General features: G+C 59.0%; 14 protein-coding genes and 1 pseudogene. 10 read left to right on the plus strand and 5 right to left on the minus strand.

All coding sequences use genetic code 11. The annotated features are described in order from the left end of the window. The first annotated feature begins 6 nt into the window (after window positions 1-6). Window positions 7-435: a very short patch repair endonuclease gene (locus tag PYK22_RS18310; RefSeq protein ID WP_083437674.1), complete on the plus strand. Its 429-nt coding sequence runs from the start codon at window positions 7-9 to the stop codon at window positions 433-435. Between the two features lie 82 nt (window positions 436-517). Next, a pseudogene (locus PYK22_RS06970) lies at window positions 518-2,295 on the plus strand (type I restriction endonuclease subunit R); the annotation flags it as partial. A gap of 308 nt (window positions 2,296-2,603) precedes the next feature. On the opposite strand, the gene PYK22_RS06975 reads toward PYK22_RS06970, so the two are convergent. The 4 genes from PYK22_RS06975 to PYK22_RS06990 all read right to left on the minus strand — a co-directional run bounded on the left by PYK22_RS06975 (window position 2,604) and on the right by PYK22_RS06990 (window position 5,587). Then, entirely contained in the window at window positions 2,604-3,023 is a 420-nt protein-coding gene (locus PYK22_RS06975) for an OmpA family protein (RefSeq protein WP_099606178.1), read from the minus strand. A gap of 442 nt (window positions 3,024-3,465) precedes the next feature. Beyond that, window positions 3,466-4,038, minus strand: coding sequence for a hypothetical protein (locus PYK22_RS06980; protein WP_041975401.1), 573 nt, complete (start codon window positions 4,036-4,038; stop codon window positions 3,466-3,468). Between the two features lie 9 nt (window positions 4,039-4,047). Beyond that, a complete protein-coding gene (locus PYK22_RS06985; protein ID WP_041975403.1) occupies window positions 4,048-4,971 on the minus strand; it encodes a hypothetical protein in 924 nt (307 codons plus the stop codon). A gap of 82 nt (window positions 4,972-5,053) precedes the next feature. Continuing rightward, entirely contained in the window at window positions 5,054-5,587 is a 534-nt protein-coding gene (locus PYK22_RS06990; protein ID WP_041975405.1) for a hypothetical protein, read from the minus strand. A gap of 169 nt (window positions 5,588-5,756) precedes the next feature. Here PYK22_RS06990 and PYK22_RS06995 point away from each other — a divergent pair, with 169 nt between their 5' ends. The 7 genes from PYK22_RS06995 (at window position 5,757) to PYK22_RS07025 (ending at window position 11,940) form a co-directional block, all read left to right on the plus strand. Further along, window positions 5,757-6,971 (plus strand): hypothetical protein, encoded by a 1,215-nt coding sequence (locus tag PYK22_RS06995; protein WP_041975407.1) that lies wholly within the window; start codon window positions 5,757-5,759, stop codon window positions 6,969-6,971. A 192-nt stretch (window positions 6,972-7,163) separates the two neighbouring features. Next, the gene (gene modA / locus PYK22_RS07000; protein ID WP_060635432.1) at window positions 7,164-8,036 is read left to right on the plus strand and encodes a molybdate ABC transporter substrate-binding protein; all 873 of its coding nucleotides are present in this window, start codon (window positions 7,164-7,166) and stop codon (window positions 8,034-8,036) included. Window positions 8,037-8,094: 58 nt separating this feature from the next. Next, window positions 8,095-8,925: an ABC transporter permease gene (locus PYK22_RS07005; RefSeq protein ID WP_060635433.1), complete on the plus strand. Its 831-nt coding sequence runs from the start codon at window positions 8,095-8,097 to the stop codon at window positions 8,923-8,925. A gap of 50 nt (window positions 8,926-8,975) precedes the next feature. Then, window positions 8,976-9,488: a helix-turn-helix domain-containing protein gene (locus PYK22_RS07010; protein ID WP_157770726.1), complete on the plus strand. Its 513-nt coding sequence runs from the start codon at window positions 8,976-8,978 to the stop codon at window positions 9,486-9,488. A gap of 43 nt (window positions 9,489-9,531) precedes the next feature. Continuing rightward, window positions 9,532-9,918 (plus strand): transposase, encoded by a 387-nt coding sequence (locus PYK22_RS07015; protein ID WP_041975412.1) that lies wholly within the window; start codon window positions 9,532-9,534, stop codon window positions 9,916-9,918. Window positions 9,919-11,008: 1,090 nt separating this feature from the next. After that, complete coding sequence (locus tag PYK22_RS17530) at window positions 11,009-11,305, plus strand: hypothetical protein (RefSeq protein ID WP_041975415.1); 297 nt, start codon at window positions 11,009-11,011, stop codon at window positions 11,303-11,305. Continuing rightward, entirely contained in the window at window positions 11,290-11,940 is a 651-nt protein-coding gene (locus PYK22_RS07025; protein ID WP_041975417.1) for a hypothetical protein, read from the plus strand. The genes PYK22_RS17530 and PYK22_RS07025 overlap by 16 nt, the downstream gene beginning before the upstream one ends. A gap of 142 nt (window positions 11,941-12,082) precedes the next feature. On the opposite strand, the gene PYK22_RS17840 is transcribed toward PYK22_RS07025, so the two are convergent. Continuing rightward, window positions 12,083-13,333, minus strand: coding sequence for an RNA-guided endonuclease InsQ/TnpB family protein (locus PYK22_RS17840; RefSeq protein ID WP_041975419.1), 1,251 nt, complete (start codon window positions 13,331-13,333; stop codon window positions 12,083-12,085). 495 nt (window positions 13,334-13,828) lie between these two features. Between PYK22_RS17840 and iscB the strand changes: the two genes are divergently transcribed. Further along, a complete protein-coding gene (iscB, locus tag PYK22_RS07035) occupies window positions 13,829-15,148 on the plus strand; it encodes an RNA-guided endonuclease IscB (protein WP_041975724.1) in 1,320 nt (439 codons plus the stop codon). Window positions 15,149-15,164: the final 16 nt, after the last annotated feature.

The following is a 15,164-nucleotide window of genomic DNA, read 5'->3' on the forward strand; positions in this document are numbered from 1 at the left end:
GGCTGTATGTCGCGCGAACCCAAATGCCCCGGCCCTTCGAGTCCCGAACGTTCTCGTATCATGCGCGCCGTCGGTCGTCGTGACACAGAGTCCGAACGTGTGTTGCAATCTCAATTGGAAAAACTAGGGTTACAGTTCGATAAACACGTGTCAAGTTTGCCTGGATCACCAGACTTGGTGTTCACGGACAAACGCCTGGCGGTATTTGTGCACGGCTGTTTCTGGCATCGACATGAAGGCTGCAAACTCGCGACGACACCAAAGTCAAACACAGAGTACTGGGAGGCTAAGTTCATTGCCAATCGCCAACGCGACGCTCGCAAGATCCGGCAACTACGGAAATTGGGCTGGAAGGTCCTAGTAGTCTGGCAATGTCAGATCAAAGCGGATCCGGCTAAAGTAGCATGGCGCATAATGAGGAGGCTACGAAGATAGGGGAGACGCTGGGTCCCCTCGTGATTGTTCCGGTCTAGCACGGGTATTCGAGAAACCTCGCGAACACAAACTTGCGCGGAACCACATGCGCGATGCCCTCCCCAACGCTTCCTTCATCGGGTTCACCGGCACGCCGATCGAAAAGGCCGACGCCAACACCCGCGCGGTCTTCGGCGACTACATCTCGATCTACGACATCCAGCGCGCGGTGGAGGATGGCGCCACGGTGCCGATCTACTACGAAAGCCGGCTGGCCAAGCTCGCGCTCGACGAATCCGAGCGACCCCGGATCGACCCGGACTTCGAGGAGGTCACCGAGGGCGAGGAGGTCGAGCGCAAGGAGCGGCTCAAGAGCAAGTGGGCCCAGCTCGAGGCCATCGTCGGCGCCGAGAAACGCTTGCGCCTCATCGCCCAAGACATCGTCGAACACTTCGAGTGGTGTGCATGAGCCGGCGCATCTGCGTCGAGCTCTACCGCGAGATCGTCAAGCTGCGGCCGCAGTGGGCCAGCGAGGATGACGACCAAGGTGAGATCAAGATCGTGATGACCGGCTCGGCCTCCGATCCGCCCGACTGGCAGCCGCACATCCGCAACAAACCGCGACGCGAGGCGCTGGCGAAGCGCTTCCGCGACCCGAACGATCCGCTGAAACTGGTCATCGTGCGCGATATGTGGCTCACCGGCTTCGATTGCCCCAGCCTGCATACCCTCTACCTCGACAAACCCATGCGCGGCCACGGGCTCATGCAGGCTATCGCGCGGGTAAACCGGGTGTTCCGCGACAAGCCGGGCGGCCTGGTGGTGGATTACCTGGGCTTGGCGCACGAACTCAAGGCGGCGCTGGCGACCTACACCGAGAGCGGTGGTACCGGACAGACCACCCTCGAGCAGGAACGTGCGGTGGCGCTGATGCAGGAGAAGTACGAGATCTGCTGCGGCATCCTGCACGGGTTCGATTGGTCGGATTGGGCGAGCGGCGACGCGCAAGCGCGCATTGGCCTGTTGCCCGCCGCGCAGGAGCAGGTGTTGTCGCGCGTGAACGGCAAGGAGCGGTTTCTGCAGGCGGTGCGCGACCTGTCGAAGGCCTTTGCGCTGGCGGTGCCGCATGAGAAGGCCCTGGAGATCCGCGACGACGTGGCCTTCTTTCAGGCCGTGGCCGCAGCGCTCACCAAGACCCTTGATGTAGGGGCGCACGGCCGTGCGCCCCTACTGGACCACGCCGTCCGCCAGATCATCGCGCGCGCGGTGGCGCCGGAAGGTGTGCTGGACATCTTCGCGGCGGCCGGCCTGAAGAAACCCGACCTCTCGATCCTCTCCGAGGAGTTCCTGGCCGAGGTGCGCGGCCTGCCGCAGCGGAACCTGGCGGTCGAGCTGCTCCAGAAGCTGCTGAAGGGGGAGATCAGCACGCGTCGGAGGCAGAACGTGGTGCAAGCCCGCTCCTTCGCCGAGATGCTGGAACAGACCCTCCGTCGCTACCAGAACCGCGCCATCGAAGCGGCGCAGGTGATTGAAGAACTCATCGCCCTGGCCCGCGACATGCGCCAGGCCAGCGCGCGCGGCGAGAAGCTCGGCCTCAGCGAAGAGGAGCTGGCGTTCTACGACGCGCTGGAGACCAACGACAGCGCGGTCAAGGTCCTGGGCGACGAGACGCTCCGGACCATCGCCCGCGAGTTGGTCGAGACGGTGCGGCGGAACGTCACCATTGACTGGACCCTGCGCGAGAACGTGCGGGCGCAGCTCCGGGTACTGGTAAAGCGCATCCTGCGCAAGTACGGCTACCCACCGGACAAGCAGGAGAAGGCGACCCAGACGGTGCTTGAGCAGGCGGCCTTGCTCTCTGTGGAGTGGGCGGCTGCGTGAAAGGGGCGTCTACCGCCGGTTGCAACGGATAATCCGCTGCGCGGCCCGTCGTTGATGTCACAGCCAGTCTCTATCGAGTGCGTGGCAAATTAATGTTTCAGTGTTTAGCAGGGTGCCCCCACGAGTGGGGGACAGCCGTGTGATTGACTTTCTCCTCCTCAGCCCTTGCGAGCGGGGATTCTTGCTCGCTCGTCGCGCGCGGGGGCGCTAGTCGATGCGACTGCAAGCGGATGGGACGCCCATCGCTCGCTCGTCGCGCGCGGGGGCGCTAGAGCTACGTCGGACCCGGCAGACACGGGCGGATACTTTCACTTCGTTGCTTCTGCACCTGTGGGCTTGATGATCACCTCAACGCGACGATTCTTTTGACGCCCTTCAGGGTTATCCGAGCCATCAGGGTTCGTGTTCGGAGCGATCGGTTTCGTTTCTCCGAAACCACGCGTCTGCAAGCGATCGGGGCTGAGGCCGAAGTTATCAACGAGATATTTTTTGACCGAGGCGGCACGCCTTTCGGACAAGGTTTGGTTGTACTGATCGCTGCCTTTGCTGTCGGTGTGACCGTTGATCTCTACTGGCGCCTCTTTGTAGTAGGAGATCAGCTCGTATAACTTTTGCAGTGTCGGTCGGGCATCTGCTCGTATGTCGTACTTGTCGAAATCGAAAAGGATGTTCTCCGGCAGATTGATGAGGATGCCTTGGCTCGTGCGCTGCGCATTCAAGTCGGTCATGATCTGTTCGACGCGTTGGATCTCGGAGCTTTCGACCTGCTGAACTGCGATCTGGGAAGACGGGTCGCTCCCACCTGTTTGCGAAGTTTCTTCGACGGCGCTGGTTTCCACACGAGACGGTTCAAGGCGTGTGGTCGTTTGTTCAATGCGCAGGCGCGCTGTTTCGGTTGCCGCCGGATCAGCCTTCCTGTCTTGGCTGCTACGCTCCCTTTGCCCCCGCAACCAACGCTGAGCAAAAACGTCGCTAGGATGACGATCTCAACAGTGAAATTCCTTTGAGCGTTCATAGAACCTCCGCCAGCAGTCCGGCAACTTCGGTTGCCGAGAGATGGAGGTCGTCAGGACTCTGCTGCCGCCTCACGATCGGTCTCCACTCGATTGCGGTCAACGTTTGACTGTCGAACCGACCAGTTGCTGACTCGAAGTCGGGGATGATTGACGGTTATCTCCGCACCGGAATATTGTCGATCACCATTTTAGGATTGACGCTAAAATACTGATTGCCCCCAAATTTATCGTTGGTCGTTAAGGTTAGGGAAGTCGCGCTCGGAGCGATGCGCCCGAGAAAGATCGCTTTGCCTTGCAGCGTCGTGCGTGGCGCCACCCTGAGCTCGGGATTTTGCGCAGGCGGCGAGAAATTGTACTTGTTCCCGACGTTGTCGCGTAGAACCAAACTGTCGTTCAGCTCGTTTAATTTGATCTCTTTTTCGTAACCGTTCGTGATCGTGAAATCAATCGTGATATGATCCGGTTTAAATGCCACATGAGTGACCCTCAACACCGAACCGTTCGCATGATTCGTTTGCAAATCGAGGTCTTGATCGTCGGGAAGCGGGCGGCCCGTCAGCGCTGGCGAATTCTTCGTCTCGTTTGACGGAGAGGAGCTGGCCTTCTCAGTGCGTGTGGGATTTGGTTGTGGCGCGTTTGCAGTCTCCAGCAAACCAGATAGCCTCTGGCAATTGATGCTCAGTGAAATCAATGCTGCCGAGATCAAAGTGATCCATTTTTGCCTCATCTCTGTTGCTTACTCTCCGACAGGTAAATCTTCAATGACGATCTTCGGATCGTTGCTGAAATCCTGTGTGCCACCGAAACGCGCGTTGAAATGTAGGCTCAGGCGGCGTGCTGATGGGGCAAGACGTCCGGCGAAATGCAACGTGCCGCTCATGCGCGCGCGCGCCGGAAGGCGCAACTCCGCGTTGTTCGGTGGTGGGATCAGATAATATCGATTGGCTTGTTCGTCTTGCATGAACGTCTCGTCGTTGCTCTCGGCGAGTTTCACTTCATCCTTGTGACCGTTGACAGCGAGGAAAGAGACTTTGATCTCGTCATCTTCAACGACGACCTCGGTCAGGGTCATGCTCAAGCCGTTCGGATGCATCGTCGTGCTCTTGTTGAGAGGTCGGCGACGCACTAGCGGTTCTGCAAAGGCAGCGTCGCGCCAACTCGCTGCCGGAATATGTGCAAGGGCGAAGGCGGGCGCGTAAAAGTTGTTGCCATATTTCGAGTTCGTCAGCAACGTTAATTCGCGAGCGCCGGCTTTCAACGGTCCGGCGAACTCAACGCGCAACGCGGTCATGCTCCGCGCAGGAATTTCGATCTTCTCGTTTTTAGACGGATACTCTCCGCCGACATCGTCGCGCAAGAGCATTGGATCGGTTGCATCGCTCAATTGCATCGGACTCTTGTTGCCATTGATGGCACGCAGGCGCAGGGTAATAAGATCATTTGATATTTCGACGCTCTCGACCCAGAGACTCACACCGTTTGCTTGAAAGGCGTGCAGCCCCATGACGCGCGCTGGCGGCGTCACGCCGGGCAAGCCGCAGCTCAACAAACTGGACGCAAGCCACAGAATGAAGAAGATGACCAAAGGGTTGAGCTTGTTCTGAGCGCGCGCCAAGCGATTTCTGCGCTCGAAACCGTCCGTCTTTGTGAACGCCGCCATGGGGATGGGACAGCGTTGCATGATGATGTAACGAACGTGTTACTGAATTTTTACTGAGGAGTTAAATCATGGGACTGCGCGGTCAACAGCCGTGGATGAAAGTGCTTGGCTGGCGTCTGGAGAGTTTCGGGCAAGAGGCATGTGCCGAAGCTGGCGCTGGAGTGGAAGGGTGGCGGGTTTGCGTCTGATAACGTTTCCAGAGACAGCGCGACTCCGGACCGGAAGCGTCGTATATGCCATCGCTTCCGCCCTTGCCTCCTTCAGCAGTGTTCGGCAGACCCAAGCGCTTGCGGTCCCGCTCCTCGGCTTTGGCTACGACTTCGCCACGACAATGATCTACAATCAGCGTCGTTGAAGGAACAGCCGTTTTGAAACGGCTCGACCTCGGTTGTGAGGAGACATCGCCATAGAAAGAAAGGGAAGACAAAACAACCATAGGCTGAAGATAGTTGAGACGCCCGACGCTTTCGTCCTTTTTCAACGTGAAGCGGATCTCGACGATTTTCAACTTGAAGCGGATCTTGACGATGATGTGGACTTTCTCAAACCCTACTTCTATCCTCTTTTTCTCAATCTGAGCGGCCTCTTGGAGGGCAGCTTGGTCGCTGTACAGCATTCCGGCGGCGCGCGCTTCAAGTACCTTTCCGTTCCAAAGAGGCGGAACCGCTTCTTGCAGAAGGTTATGCTGAACTCCTTTATCGGCGGTTTACCGTACCTTCTAGCCGCCAGAGATTTCGAGACAGCGCTTCTGGATCTAAACGAGCGAACTATTTTCAACCGATCCCATGTGTTTCCGAATCGGACGAAGAATATTTTCTAGCGATCGCTCTGCCCGCGATTTTCTAGCGATCGCTCTGCCCGCGGATATAGGCGAGCTCGTCAAGCCGCGAAAGTTGGCCGGAAAGACGCTGCTGCCCGGACCCAAAATCTTATTCCCCTCCCTGCATCTTTCTCAGGTCGAAGGAGCAGCGAATATCGTGAAATCAACCAAAGATGCAAAGGAGATTGGCTTGTACTTTGGCGGGCTACATGAGTACTATGCGCGCTTTCCCACGATACTGGCCGAAGACTATGCGAGTGTTGTGGAGAGCTTCGCGGGGAACGATTTCGGCAAGCAGCCCGCTTTGGCGCAGAACGGCGAAGACTTGGCACTTCTAAAGCAGGCGGCTTTTCTCCAATTCGTTGATCGCGCTTTCACCCGCCAGATCTTTCTCGATGCCTGTGGAATATACGCCGCTTGGTGCTGGACGGATAAAAGCAGGGACTTCTCTAAGGATTTCGACGAGGCTGCCGCGGTGGATAGCTTTCCTTTCTACTTCCATAGAGAGAAGATTTCGGACGTCTGTCGCTGCTCGCCGCATCTTCCCGTGCTGGCACAGCTTTTGAACCGCAAGGGCGTTGATTATGGCGCGCACCTTGGATATTTCTACTTCTCTCCGAGACTGGACCAATTGCGCTTAAGTGTCATCGTCTTCTGTGCTCTGCTTGACACCACAAGCGGGGAGGTAAGCCTCGAACTCTTGTGGCCTAGCTTCGGTCTATCGAAGATCAATTTCCTAAACGTGCCGGAGTTAGAACGGCTCTACGAGTTGGAATTAGCCCTTTTGGAGCGGGAAAGGGACAAGGCCGTGCAGCTGAGGGGCGAAGGACTGGGGCTGGCACTTGGCAGCCTCAAATTCATGTCGTACATGGGTGGGAAAGTGAAAGTAATCTATGCGCCTAAGTCTCTCTACACGGAAAGGGAAGAAGACTTCACCGATTTGGCAGGCATCCACGAAAGCTTTGCGTTTGCAGAGTACTGGATAGACACCGCGCTCCCCAAATTCTGCCCCCGGTGCGGCCTTTTCTTGGCTTTCACGGATGAAACGCTGCTGTCGGCGATCCGAGACGAAGAATCCACCCATGACACAAACCAAGAAACGGATGAAACGCTGCTGTCGGCGATCCGAGACGAAGAATCCACCCATGACACAAACCAAGAATCCGACCGAGTAAACTAAGTATGGCCAGGAGACGGAAGAGGCGCGCGTCAGGCAGCGTGCAAACTACGAATCCAATCGAGTAAACTGAGGCGCACCCGCTCACGCGGCGCAATGATGCGAGGATAGACGATCAAACCAGGAACCCAACCGAGTAGACCGAGGGCGCGCCGACGACGATCTACAGATGAAGCGTAGAAGAGAGGCTAACTGATGAGAGAGGATCTTGGAAACAGGCGCGCGCCCGCTGAACTTCGGGCGCACGCTGGTCGCGCGAGAAACGCTCTTGGGCGCATTGCGCTCGTGTTGGTTTTAACAGTCATCTGCTGCGCCGCCGCGTGCGAGCGCAACCGGACGCCCGCGACGGAGAAGAGGGAAGTGGTCGTCTTCGCCGCCGCTTCGCTTACCGAGGCGTTCAGGGAGATGGCTACCGAGTTCGAACGCGCGCGGCCCGGGCTGCGCGTCGCTTTCAACTTCGCCGGCTCCGCTCAACTACGAACCCAACTCGCCCAGGGGGCGCGGGCGGACGTTTTCGCTTCTGCCGACGAACGGAACATGAACGCAGCGGTGGCTGAAGGCACGGTCGCGCCGACTCCAGCGCTTTTTGCCCGCAATCAGCCGGTGATCGTCGTGCCAGCGGACAACCCGGCGCAGATCGCCGCGCTCGCCGATCTCGCCAAGCCGGGCGTGCGGCTCGTGCTGGCCGCGCAGGACGTTCCCATCGGCGGCTACGCCCGCGAGGTTCTCGCCCGAGCAAGCCGAGCGCCGAACTACGGCGGCGACTTCGCGGCCCGGGTGCAGCGAAACGTGGTGTCGGAAGAGACCAACGTCAGGGCCGCGCTCGCCAAGGTCGCGCTCGGCGAAGCGAGCGCGACCTTCGTTTACCGAACGGATGTCACGGCGGACGTACGCGACCGTGTAAGGATCATCGAAATCCCGGATGAGTTCAACGTCGTCGCCGAGTATTACATCGCGCCAACCAAGAACGCACCGAATCCGGCGGGCGCACGAGCTTTCATCGATTTCGTCCTCTCGGACAGAGGCCAGCAAGTGCTCGCCGAACGAGGTTTCAAGCCCGCGCGGTGAACGGACGGCGTACTACGACTGACGCCACCGGGCGTGCGACCGGGGTGGCATCTGGCAGATGTCTAAGCGAGAAAGAGATTTCGATGTGATCACCGCGCGCGCGCCTCTGACCACAAGGCTGGCGCCGGTTGGATTGGCCGCATTGCTTGTTGGCTACCTCGCAGTGCCGCTTCTCGCGCTCATCTGGCGCGGGGCAAACCGAGGGACGGTGCATGCCTTCAGCGATCCACTGGTGCAGGCAGCCCTGTGGCTGACGCTCAAGACGACGGCACTGGTGGTGCTGATCGCGATCGTGCTGGGCACGCCGCTCGCCATCATCCTCGCGCGGCGAGAGTTTCGCGGCAAAGCGCTGGTGGAAGGGCTGGTGGAGCTTCCGATCGCACTTCCGCCGGTGATCGCCGGCGTCGGGTTGCTCATGGCCTTCGGGCGGCGCGGCATCTTCGGTCCAACCTTGGAAGAGTTCGGGATCACGTTGCCTTTCACCACCGCAGCCGTGGTTTTGGCACAGCTTTTCGTCAGCATCCCATTCTACGTGCGGGCGGCGACGCTCGGCTTTCGCGCCGTGCCACGCGAACTGGAAGAGGCCGCCGCCGTGGATGGCGCCGGCGGTTGGGCCACCTTTCGGCACGTGACGGCACCGCTGGCGCTCCCGGGCATCCTTTCAGGGGCTTTGCTGTGCGGAACGCGCGCTGCTTCCGAGTTCGGCGCGACCCTGATGTTCGCCGGAAACCTCGCGGGTCGCACCCAAACCTTGACGCTGGCGGTGATGACAGCGATGGAAACGGACATCTGGCGCGCGCTGGCGCTGGCCGTGTTGCTCATGATGATCGCCGTGGGCGTGGTCATCGGGGCACGCGCACTCGTCGGCGGGCGAGACGCGCTCCTCTAAGCACTCCGACGTAGTAATGTCGTAGAATCTATGGCAGGAGGGAACCTGCCTTGATTCGAGTTAAACTGAATGCCGAGCAGCGGGAGGAGCTGCGGAAACGCAGCCATGAACGGGGCATTCACCCCCGCACTCGTGATCGATTGGAAATGGTGCGGCTGGCCGACGCGGGATGGAGCATTCCCCGCATCGCGCGCCACTTGGAATACCATGAACAGACCGTCCGCAAGTACATCAAGCGATTTGTCGCAGGCGGCTTCGGCCAACTACCGGACAAGCCTCACCCGGGGCGGCAGGCCAAGGTCACCGAAGCGATGTTGACGGCCCTGGAGCGTCTGCTCGACGAGTCGAACCGCACCTGGAGCACGCCGCAGTTGGCCCAGTGGCTCTCCGAGCACTTTCAGGTGGACGTCCACCCGGATCATCTGGCCCGCCTGCTCCATCGCCGCGGTTTCCGTTGGAAGCGCACCAAACGCTCGGTGGCTCATAAGCGCAAGGACCCCGATCTCCAAGCAGCCAAAGCGGCAGAGCTGGAGGTTCTCAAAAAATCAGGCCCGGAACGGTGAGATCGATCTGGCTTTCCTGGATCAAAGCGGCTTCTCGCCCACCATGCCGACCGGCTACACTTGGGCGCGGATCGGGGAGCGAAAGATCGTCCCCTACGAGGCGCCCGAGGGGCGGCGGGTGAACGTGGTCGGTGCCCTCTTCCCCTTCGATCCGGCTGGTTCTCGCTTGATCTTCGAGAGCCGCTGCAAGGGCGCGTGCCCGGTACGACGCCAACGCCCACCTGCGCTTCGTCGAGAATCTGGCGGGGCTGCCCCGGTCCTGCCCGACGGCTACCGGCGAGAGCGTCCGCTGGTCATCGCCTTGGACAACTACTCGGTTCATCACAGTCAACTCGTCAAGGATAAAATGCCGGTCCTGGAAGCCGCTGGCGTCCGTTTCTTCTTCTTGCCGCCCTACAGCCCGGAAATGAACGCCATTGAGCCCCATTAGCGGCAGATCAAGTACCAGGACTTACCGGAGCGCAGCTACAAGACGGCCCAGGCGCTGAAAGCCGCCGTCGATGAGGCTCTCACCAACCGGGCGGAGCAGCTCAAGGGAACCGCCCTGTCCCATCCAGAAACTAATGCTTTTCTATGTCGGAGTGCTTAGTGAACCTGCCAGCGCCTCGGTTCCCAGCTTGTCATCAAACCAATTCACCGGTTCGCACGTAGTGCGGACGAACTCGACCGCTAGCTCGCTCTTCGATTCCTAGCTTAGCCTCAAATGAGCCCGTCGGATTCCAACCGCGCGATGGCACGAACAAGCAATGCGGCGCCATCGCGCGCACGAGCGTGCACGATGACTGGGATCAGGCCGCCGCCAGTTTGAACAGCAGGGCCCGACCATCAGAGATTTTGTTGTGTCCTATCCCCATACATCCGTTCAAAATAACGTATCCAGTTGGATGTTGTTTTGGGCAGAGGATTGGATTTGCACCACAGGGCGTGCGTTTTGCCCAGCCAATTGCGGAGCTTGGAGGGTTGCCAGAGTCACGGCACCGCTGGAGGTTCTCATCACCAAGCGGACGGTGCGCACGGCAGAGGGTGTAAAATCTAGTTCGAGGGCTAGTTGTGCGCCTGATTGAAAAGAGGCGGCCAGCGGCGATGAAGCTCCATCGTTAACGGCTGCCAGCAAGCCGTTGGCGAGATTGGCACATAATTGGTCTTTGAATCTGCTAGTTCCTCTATCTTCCACCGAACCCGCGCGCGGCGCTTCCTGCCCCCGCCTTCAGGCATGAGGAGGAGCGCTGTTTTCCTTTCCGCTTGATATTTCCTGCGGCGTCTTTTAGCACTTGAGCGTCAGGCACTTCTTGGAAACCGAGGAGAAACGGCGATCGCTCTTTCGCAACGAACCTTGACTGGGCGGACCTTTTTGGTCCGGGCGGTGGGGCGGCCGTCAATCGGCCCCGAAGCGGCAAGCCGGGTGCGGGGCTTGCCCACGGCAGTAAGCCGTGGAGTAGTTGACTGCTCTTGTAACCTCAAGAAGTCTAATTCTGCGCAAGATCCCGTTTCACCCAAACTCTTTTTGGGGTAAAATTTTTGTGGAGAGGTTAAACGCACGCGCATCCGCGTGGGTAAAAAAAAGACCTCGACGAAAAAAAGAAAAGAGAGAAAGAAAAAGAGAAAGGAGACGCGAGAAGGAACAAAAGAGAAAAAGAGAGAAAGAAAGAGAAAGGAGGCGCGAGAAGGAACAAAAGAGAAGTAACGAAACAGAAGACCGAGAGATTGAACAGAACCGTAGCCAGAGAAGTAACAGGAAGAAAGGAAGAGAAAAAGCTCGAACTATTAAGTTCATCGTTGAAAGAGACAAAGGAAGAGGAAGATGCACGAACCGTTGATTGATTTTCATCGTTTGATTTGGCTTTATTCGCGGGGTCCAGCGGCGAACTGGACCGAACGCTTCGTCGCCGAGTTCATCGGTCGAAGCGAGCGGTTCATCGATCCGTATTGGCTCGAATCATTCACGAAAAATTTGTGGATTTTCGCACCAGACATCGTCGCGGTCCGATACTCGTTGTTGGAACTGCTTTACAATAACGGAACCCGTCCCCCAGCTCTGGCCGCAGACTATCTGCTCGCGGAACGCTTGGTCTACAACCGCCATACACTGCGGTTTGATCCGCAAACCCGCGAATTTTTCGCTCTCTACTGGCCTCAAACGACTTCCGCACCGACGATTGAACTTATCTATCAATCGACTCCCGCGGAACGTCTTGAAACGCTTGAAACGTCGGTAATCAACGATACTGCCTTGGTGGCGATCCTCCGCCATCAAATCGATATCAATCCACAGGCGCGCAAGGTCCTTCGTCACGCGCGTCATGCACGCGTCAAGGAGATCGCTCCTAATGACCTGCGGTTGCGGTTGCTTGATGCCGCCGGTGGACGCAATGTTACGGTAGCGATCAAGAAAGAGGTGCCTATCCAGAACCATCATTGGCCTTCGCTGTCGTTTGAAGACTCCGTCAATTGACAGATCCAACTCTTGTGCAAGGTGCTTTCTGGGAATTTTTAACCCCAGAAAGCACCTTCTCTTCTGGCGTTTCGTTACTTTGCCGTTGGTTGTCATAGACCCCACGAGTGACGTCCTCCCCCGAATGAATTCGGGGGCATCCTCAAGTGGATGGGCGCAGGATTGGCCTGCGCTTTGGTTCGTGGACCGTATGCCACCCCGGCAGGAATGACAAGACCACGGGCCGCGCCACACGACCACTACTCCCCTTGACGGGAGATACATGGAATGCCCGCTGGTAGATGTTCAGGGCACCGTTCACGTCCGCCTGCGCCGTCCACTCGCAGGGGCAACGGTACAGGCCGCGATGCACACGACTGGCTCTACGGGTCCGGCCACACGCATGGCAGGTACAGGATGTCCCGCGCTCGTTCACATCGTCCCGCACGGCGATTCCTACGAGAGCAGCCTTGTACCGGATCATGTTGATGATCTTCCGGTACGGCCAGGCGTGGAGCCGCTGGTTCATCCGAGCGCCATAGTCCATCCCGTGGCGGATGCCGACGAGGTCGCCGATGGCGATCTCACCGACGCCGCGCCGGACGCACTCGCGGATGAAGTGCGAGGTGACGATGTGCAGCAGGTGCTCCAACTGCCTGCGCTCCTGATGGGCGATCTGAAGAAACCGTCGAGACTTATGCGGGCGCTCTCTAGACGGCGGTCGCACATAGGACCGCACTTTCTGCCAATATCGACGGATTGCCTTGATAAGTCGCCCAGAGTACAAGAGGGCCGTGCCGTCTTCGAAAGCCGCCGCGAGGAGCACCGTCTCCCCCAGATCCACTGTTAAGCGGCTCGTGCCATGGTTCTCACGGGCTCTGACCTCCACCACCAGACGGGCTTCCAAGCGCCCGGTCAGCGTGTCGTAGGTAATGGAGACCTCGCGCACCCGCTCGTATTCCACGCCGGGGCGGTGACTCAGACGAACCGTGACGGAGCGGACGCCGTCCTCCCGACCCATGCCCAGGGAGAGCGTCAGGCGGTCGCCCTTGACCCTGAACCCGCTCTGGACGTACTTGATCGGGGATAGCATGGACTTGGGTCGGAATCCGGGTGCGCTGCGATCAGTCCGTCCGTTGCGTCGGAGGGCGAAGAACGAGCGCCACGCTTGGCGCACCTCGTCGCGGGTAAGTTGCACGGACATGGAGTAGTAGCCCCTCGCTCTGGGGAGAGTGCTCAGGATGCGGTTGAGGTTTGACCGACGTACATCGATCCGACCGGTCTCCTCCTGTTGGTGGCGCAGATGCCACATCAGCCCGTTGTAGACCTTAGTGGCGCAGAACATGGCGTCCCGCAGGATACGTTCGGTCTCGACATCAGTGTGGATCTGCGCCTTGATCGTCAGTATTGGCATCCGTCTTCTGTTCCTCAATGTGGCGTTTGGGGTTCTCCACGCTTACGTGTCCGACGGTTCCGACATAGTAGAACCGACCAACAGGTGGAACGCCCCACAGCCAATGTCTTCATAATGATACCACAAACGCGAGGGGGTCCGTGCATCCCCTCAATGAATTGAGGGGGATTACAGCCCCCTCGCGCTCCCCCCTTTTCCCTAAAGTCGGGGGGCTTGCTGGGGGTAACCAGCAAGCCCGTCTATGACCAGCCCGAGCGGTAGAGCCGAAGGACAAGGCGATGAAGCCGCTACGTTACCAACAGGTTCGAGACCCACTCCGGAGTGCTTCTCCAGCCCCGGACCCTGGAAGTTCCGGTTGCAGACAAGCTTCGGGGTGTGCGCGAAACGGACCGGAACAGACTGCCGGTCGGCAACTTGGGCGAGGAGAGCGGTTCGGGAGAGTCCGCCCGAACCCGTCACCAACCCCGTAAGGGGGATAAAAAGGGAGAAAGAAAGATGGTTTTCGTGCTGGACAAGAAGAAGAGGCCGCTCATGCCATGCTCGGAGAAGCGCGCGCGGTTGTTGCTCAAGCGCGAGCGGGCCGTCGTTCACCGCCTTCAGCCGTTCACGATTAGGCTAAAAGACCGACTGCTCGAGCAGAGCGTGTTGCAGCCCGTCGGGGTGAAGTCCGACCCGGGCAGCAAGGTCACAGGAGCGGCGCTCGTGCGCCGGGAAGAGACGGTAAACGGTCCCGTTGACCACGCTCTGCACCTCTCACAAATCGCCCATCGTGGCGAGATGGTTCATGAGCGGATGCAAAAACGCGCGGCCTCGCGCCGCCGCAGGAGAAGCGCCAATCTCAGGTATCGTCCGCCGAGGTTCAATAACCGCACTCGCTCGCAGGGCTTGCTTGCGCCGTCGCTCAGGAGCAGGGTTGAGAACGTCCTCGCGTGGGTGGAGCGGTATCGCCGCTTGGCTCCCATCGTCTTCGTCGATGTCGAAACCGTCCGGTTCGACACGCAAAAGATCCAGAACCCTGAAATCTCCGGTGTGGAGTATCAGCGCGGCGAACTTTTCGGCTACGAGGTGAGAGGACATTTGCTGGAGAAATGGGGACGGCGTTGTGCGTACTGTGGCGCGGAGAAAGTACCGCTGGAAATCGAGCATATCGTTCCGAAGTCGCGGGGCGGGAGCGACCGGGTGAGCAATCTCTCATTGGCTTGTCGCCCTTGCAACCAAGCCAAGGGGAGCAGAACCGCCGAGGAGTTTGGTCACGCGGAAGTGCAAGCCAAGGCGAAGCCGCCGCTGAAGGATGCCGCTGCCGTCAACACGACGCGCTACGCGATTCTGGACGGTCTGAGGGAAATGGAACTCGCGGTTCGCGCGTGGACTGGCGGGCGCACCAAGTACAATCGGGTACAATTTGGTATTCCAAAGGCGCACGCTCTGGACGCGCTGTGCGTGGGCGGCATGGCTGGTGTGTCCGGCTGGAATGTCCAGGTCCTTGAAATCAAGGCGCTGGGCCGTGGGCAGCGGTGTCGAACCAACGTTGACGCGCACGGTTTTTCACGAGGGTACCGAATGCGTCACAAAACTGTGCACGGATTTCGCACGGGCGACCTAGTACAGGCAGAAGTGCCGCATGGCAAGTGGGCCGGAACTCATGTTGGCTTTGTCGCGGTACGTGCTTTGGGATCGTTCCGTGTGGAGAAAGCTGATGGGATTTCGTGGAAGCGCTGCCGCTTGCTTCAGCGAGCGGACGGATACGAATACAGAAAAATACCAAGCGTCGTCTCCTCCCCAGGCGTCAACGCCGGGGCTTCCAACGCCGCTTGATTTGGTGAATTGAGGT

It is taken from the genome of Pyrinomonas methylaliphatogenes, assembly GCF_000820845.2.
Taxonomy (GTDB): domain Bacteria; phylum Acidobacteriota; class Blastocatellia; order Pyrinomonadales; family Pyrinomonadaceae; genus Pyrinomonas; species Pyrinomonas methylaliphatogenes.

Coding starts and splice junctions, on each gene's coding strand:
- PYK22_RS18310 (WP_083437674.1), top strand. CDS start 7: ATGTCGCGCGAACCCAAATGCCCCGGCCCTTCGAGTCCCGAACGTTCT.
- PYK22_RS06975 (WP_099606178.1), bottom strand. CDS start 3,023: ATGACCGACTTGAATGCGCAGCGCACGAGCCAAGGCATCCTCATCAAT.
- PYK22_RS06980 (WP_041975401.1), bottom strand. CDS start 4,038: ATGAGGCAAAAATGGATCACTTTGATCTCGGCAGCATTGATTTCACTG.
- PYK22_RS06985 (WP_041975403.1), bottom strand. CDS start 4,971: ATGGCGGCGTTCACAAAGACGGACGGTTTCGAGCGCAGAAATCGCTTG.
- PYK22_RS06990 (WP_041975405.1), bottom strand. CDS start 5,587: ATGCTGTACAGCGACCAAGCTGCCCTCCAAGAGGCCGCTCAGATTGAG.
- PYK22_RS06995 (WP_041975407.1), top strand. CDS start 5,757: ATGTGTTTCCGAATCGGACGAAGAATATTTTCTAGCGATCGCTCTGCC.
- modA (WP_060635432.1), top strand. CDS start 7,164: ATGAGAGAGGATCTTGGAAACAGGCGCGCGCCCGCTGAACTTCGGGCG.
- PYK22_RS07005 (WP_060635433.1), top strand. CDS start 8,095: ATGTCTAAGCGAGAAAGAGATTTCGATGTGATCACCGCGCGCGCGCCT.
- PYK22_RS07015 (WP_041975412.1), top strand. CDS start 9,532: ATGCCGACCGGCTACACTTGGGCGCGGATCGGGGAGCGAAAGATCGTC.
- PYK22_RS07025 (WP_041975417.1), top strand. CDS start 11,290: ATGCACGAACCGTTGATTGATTTTCATCGTTTGATTTGGCTTTATTCG.
- PYK22_RS17840 (WP_041975419.1), bottom strand. CDS start 13,333: ATGCCAATACTGACGATCAAGGCGCAGATCCACACTGATGTCGAGACC.
- iscB (WP_041975724.1), top strand. CDS start 13,829: ATGGTTTTCGTGCTGGACAAGAAGAAGAGGCCGCTCATGCCATGCTCG.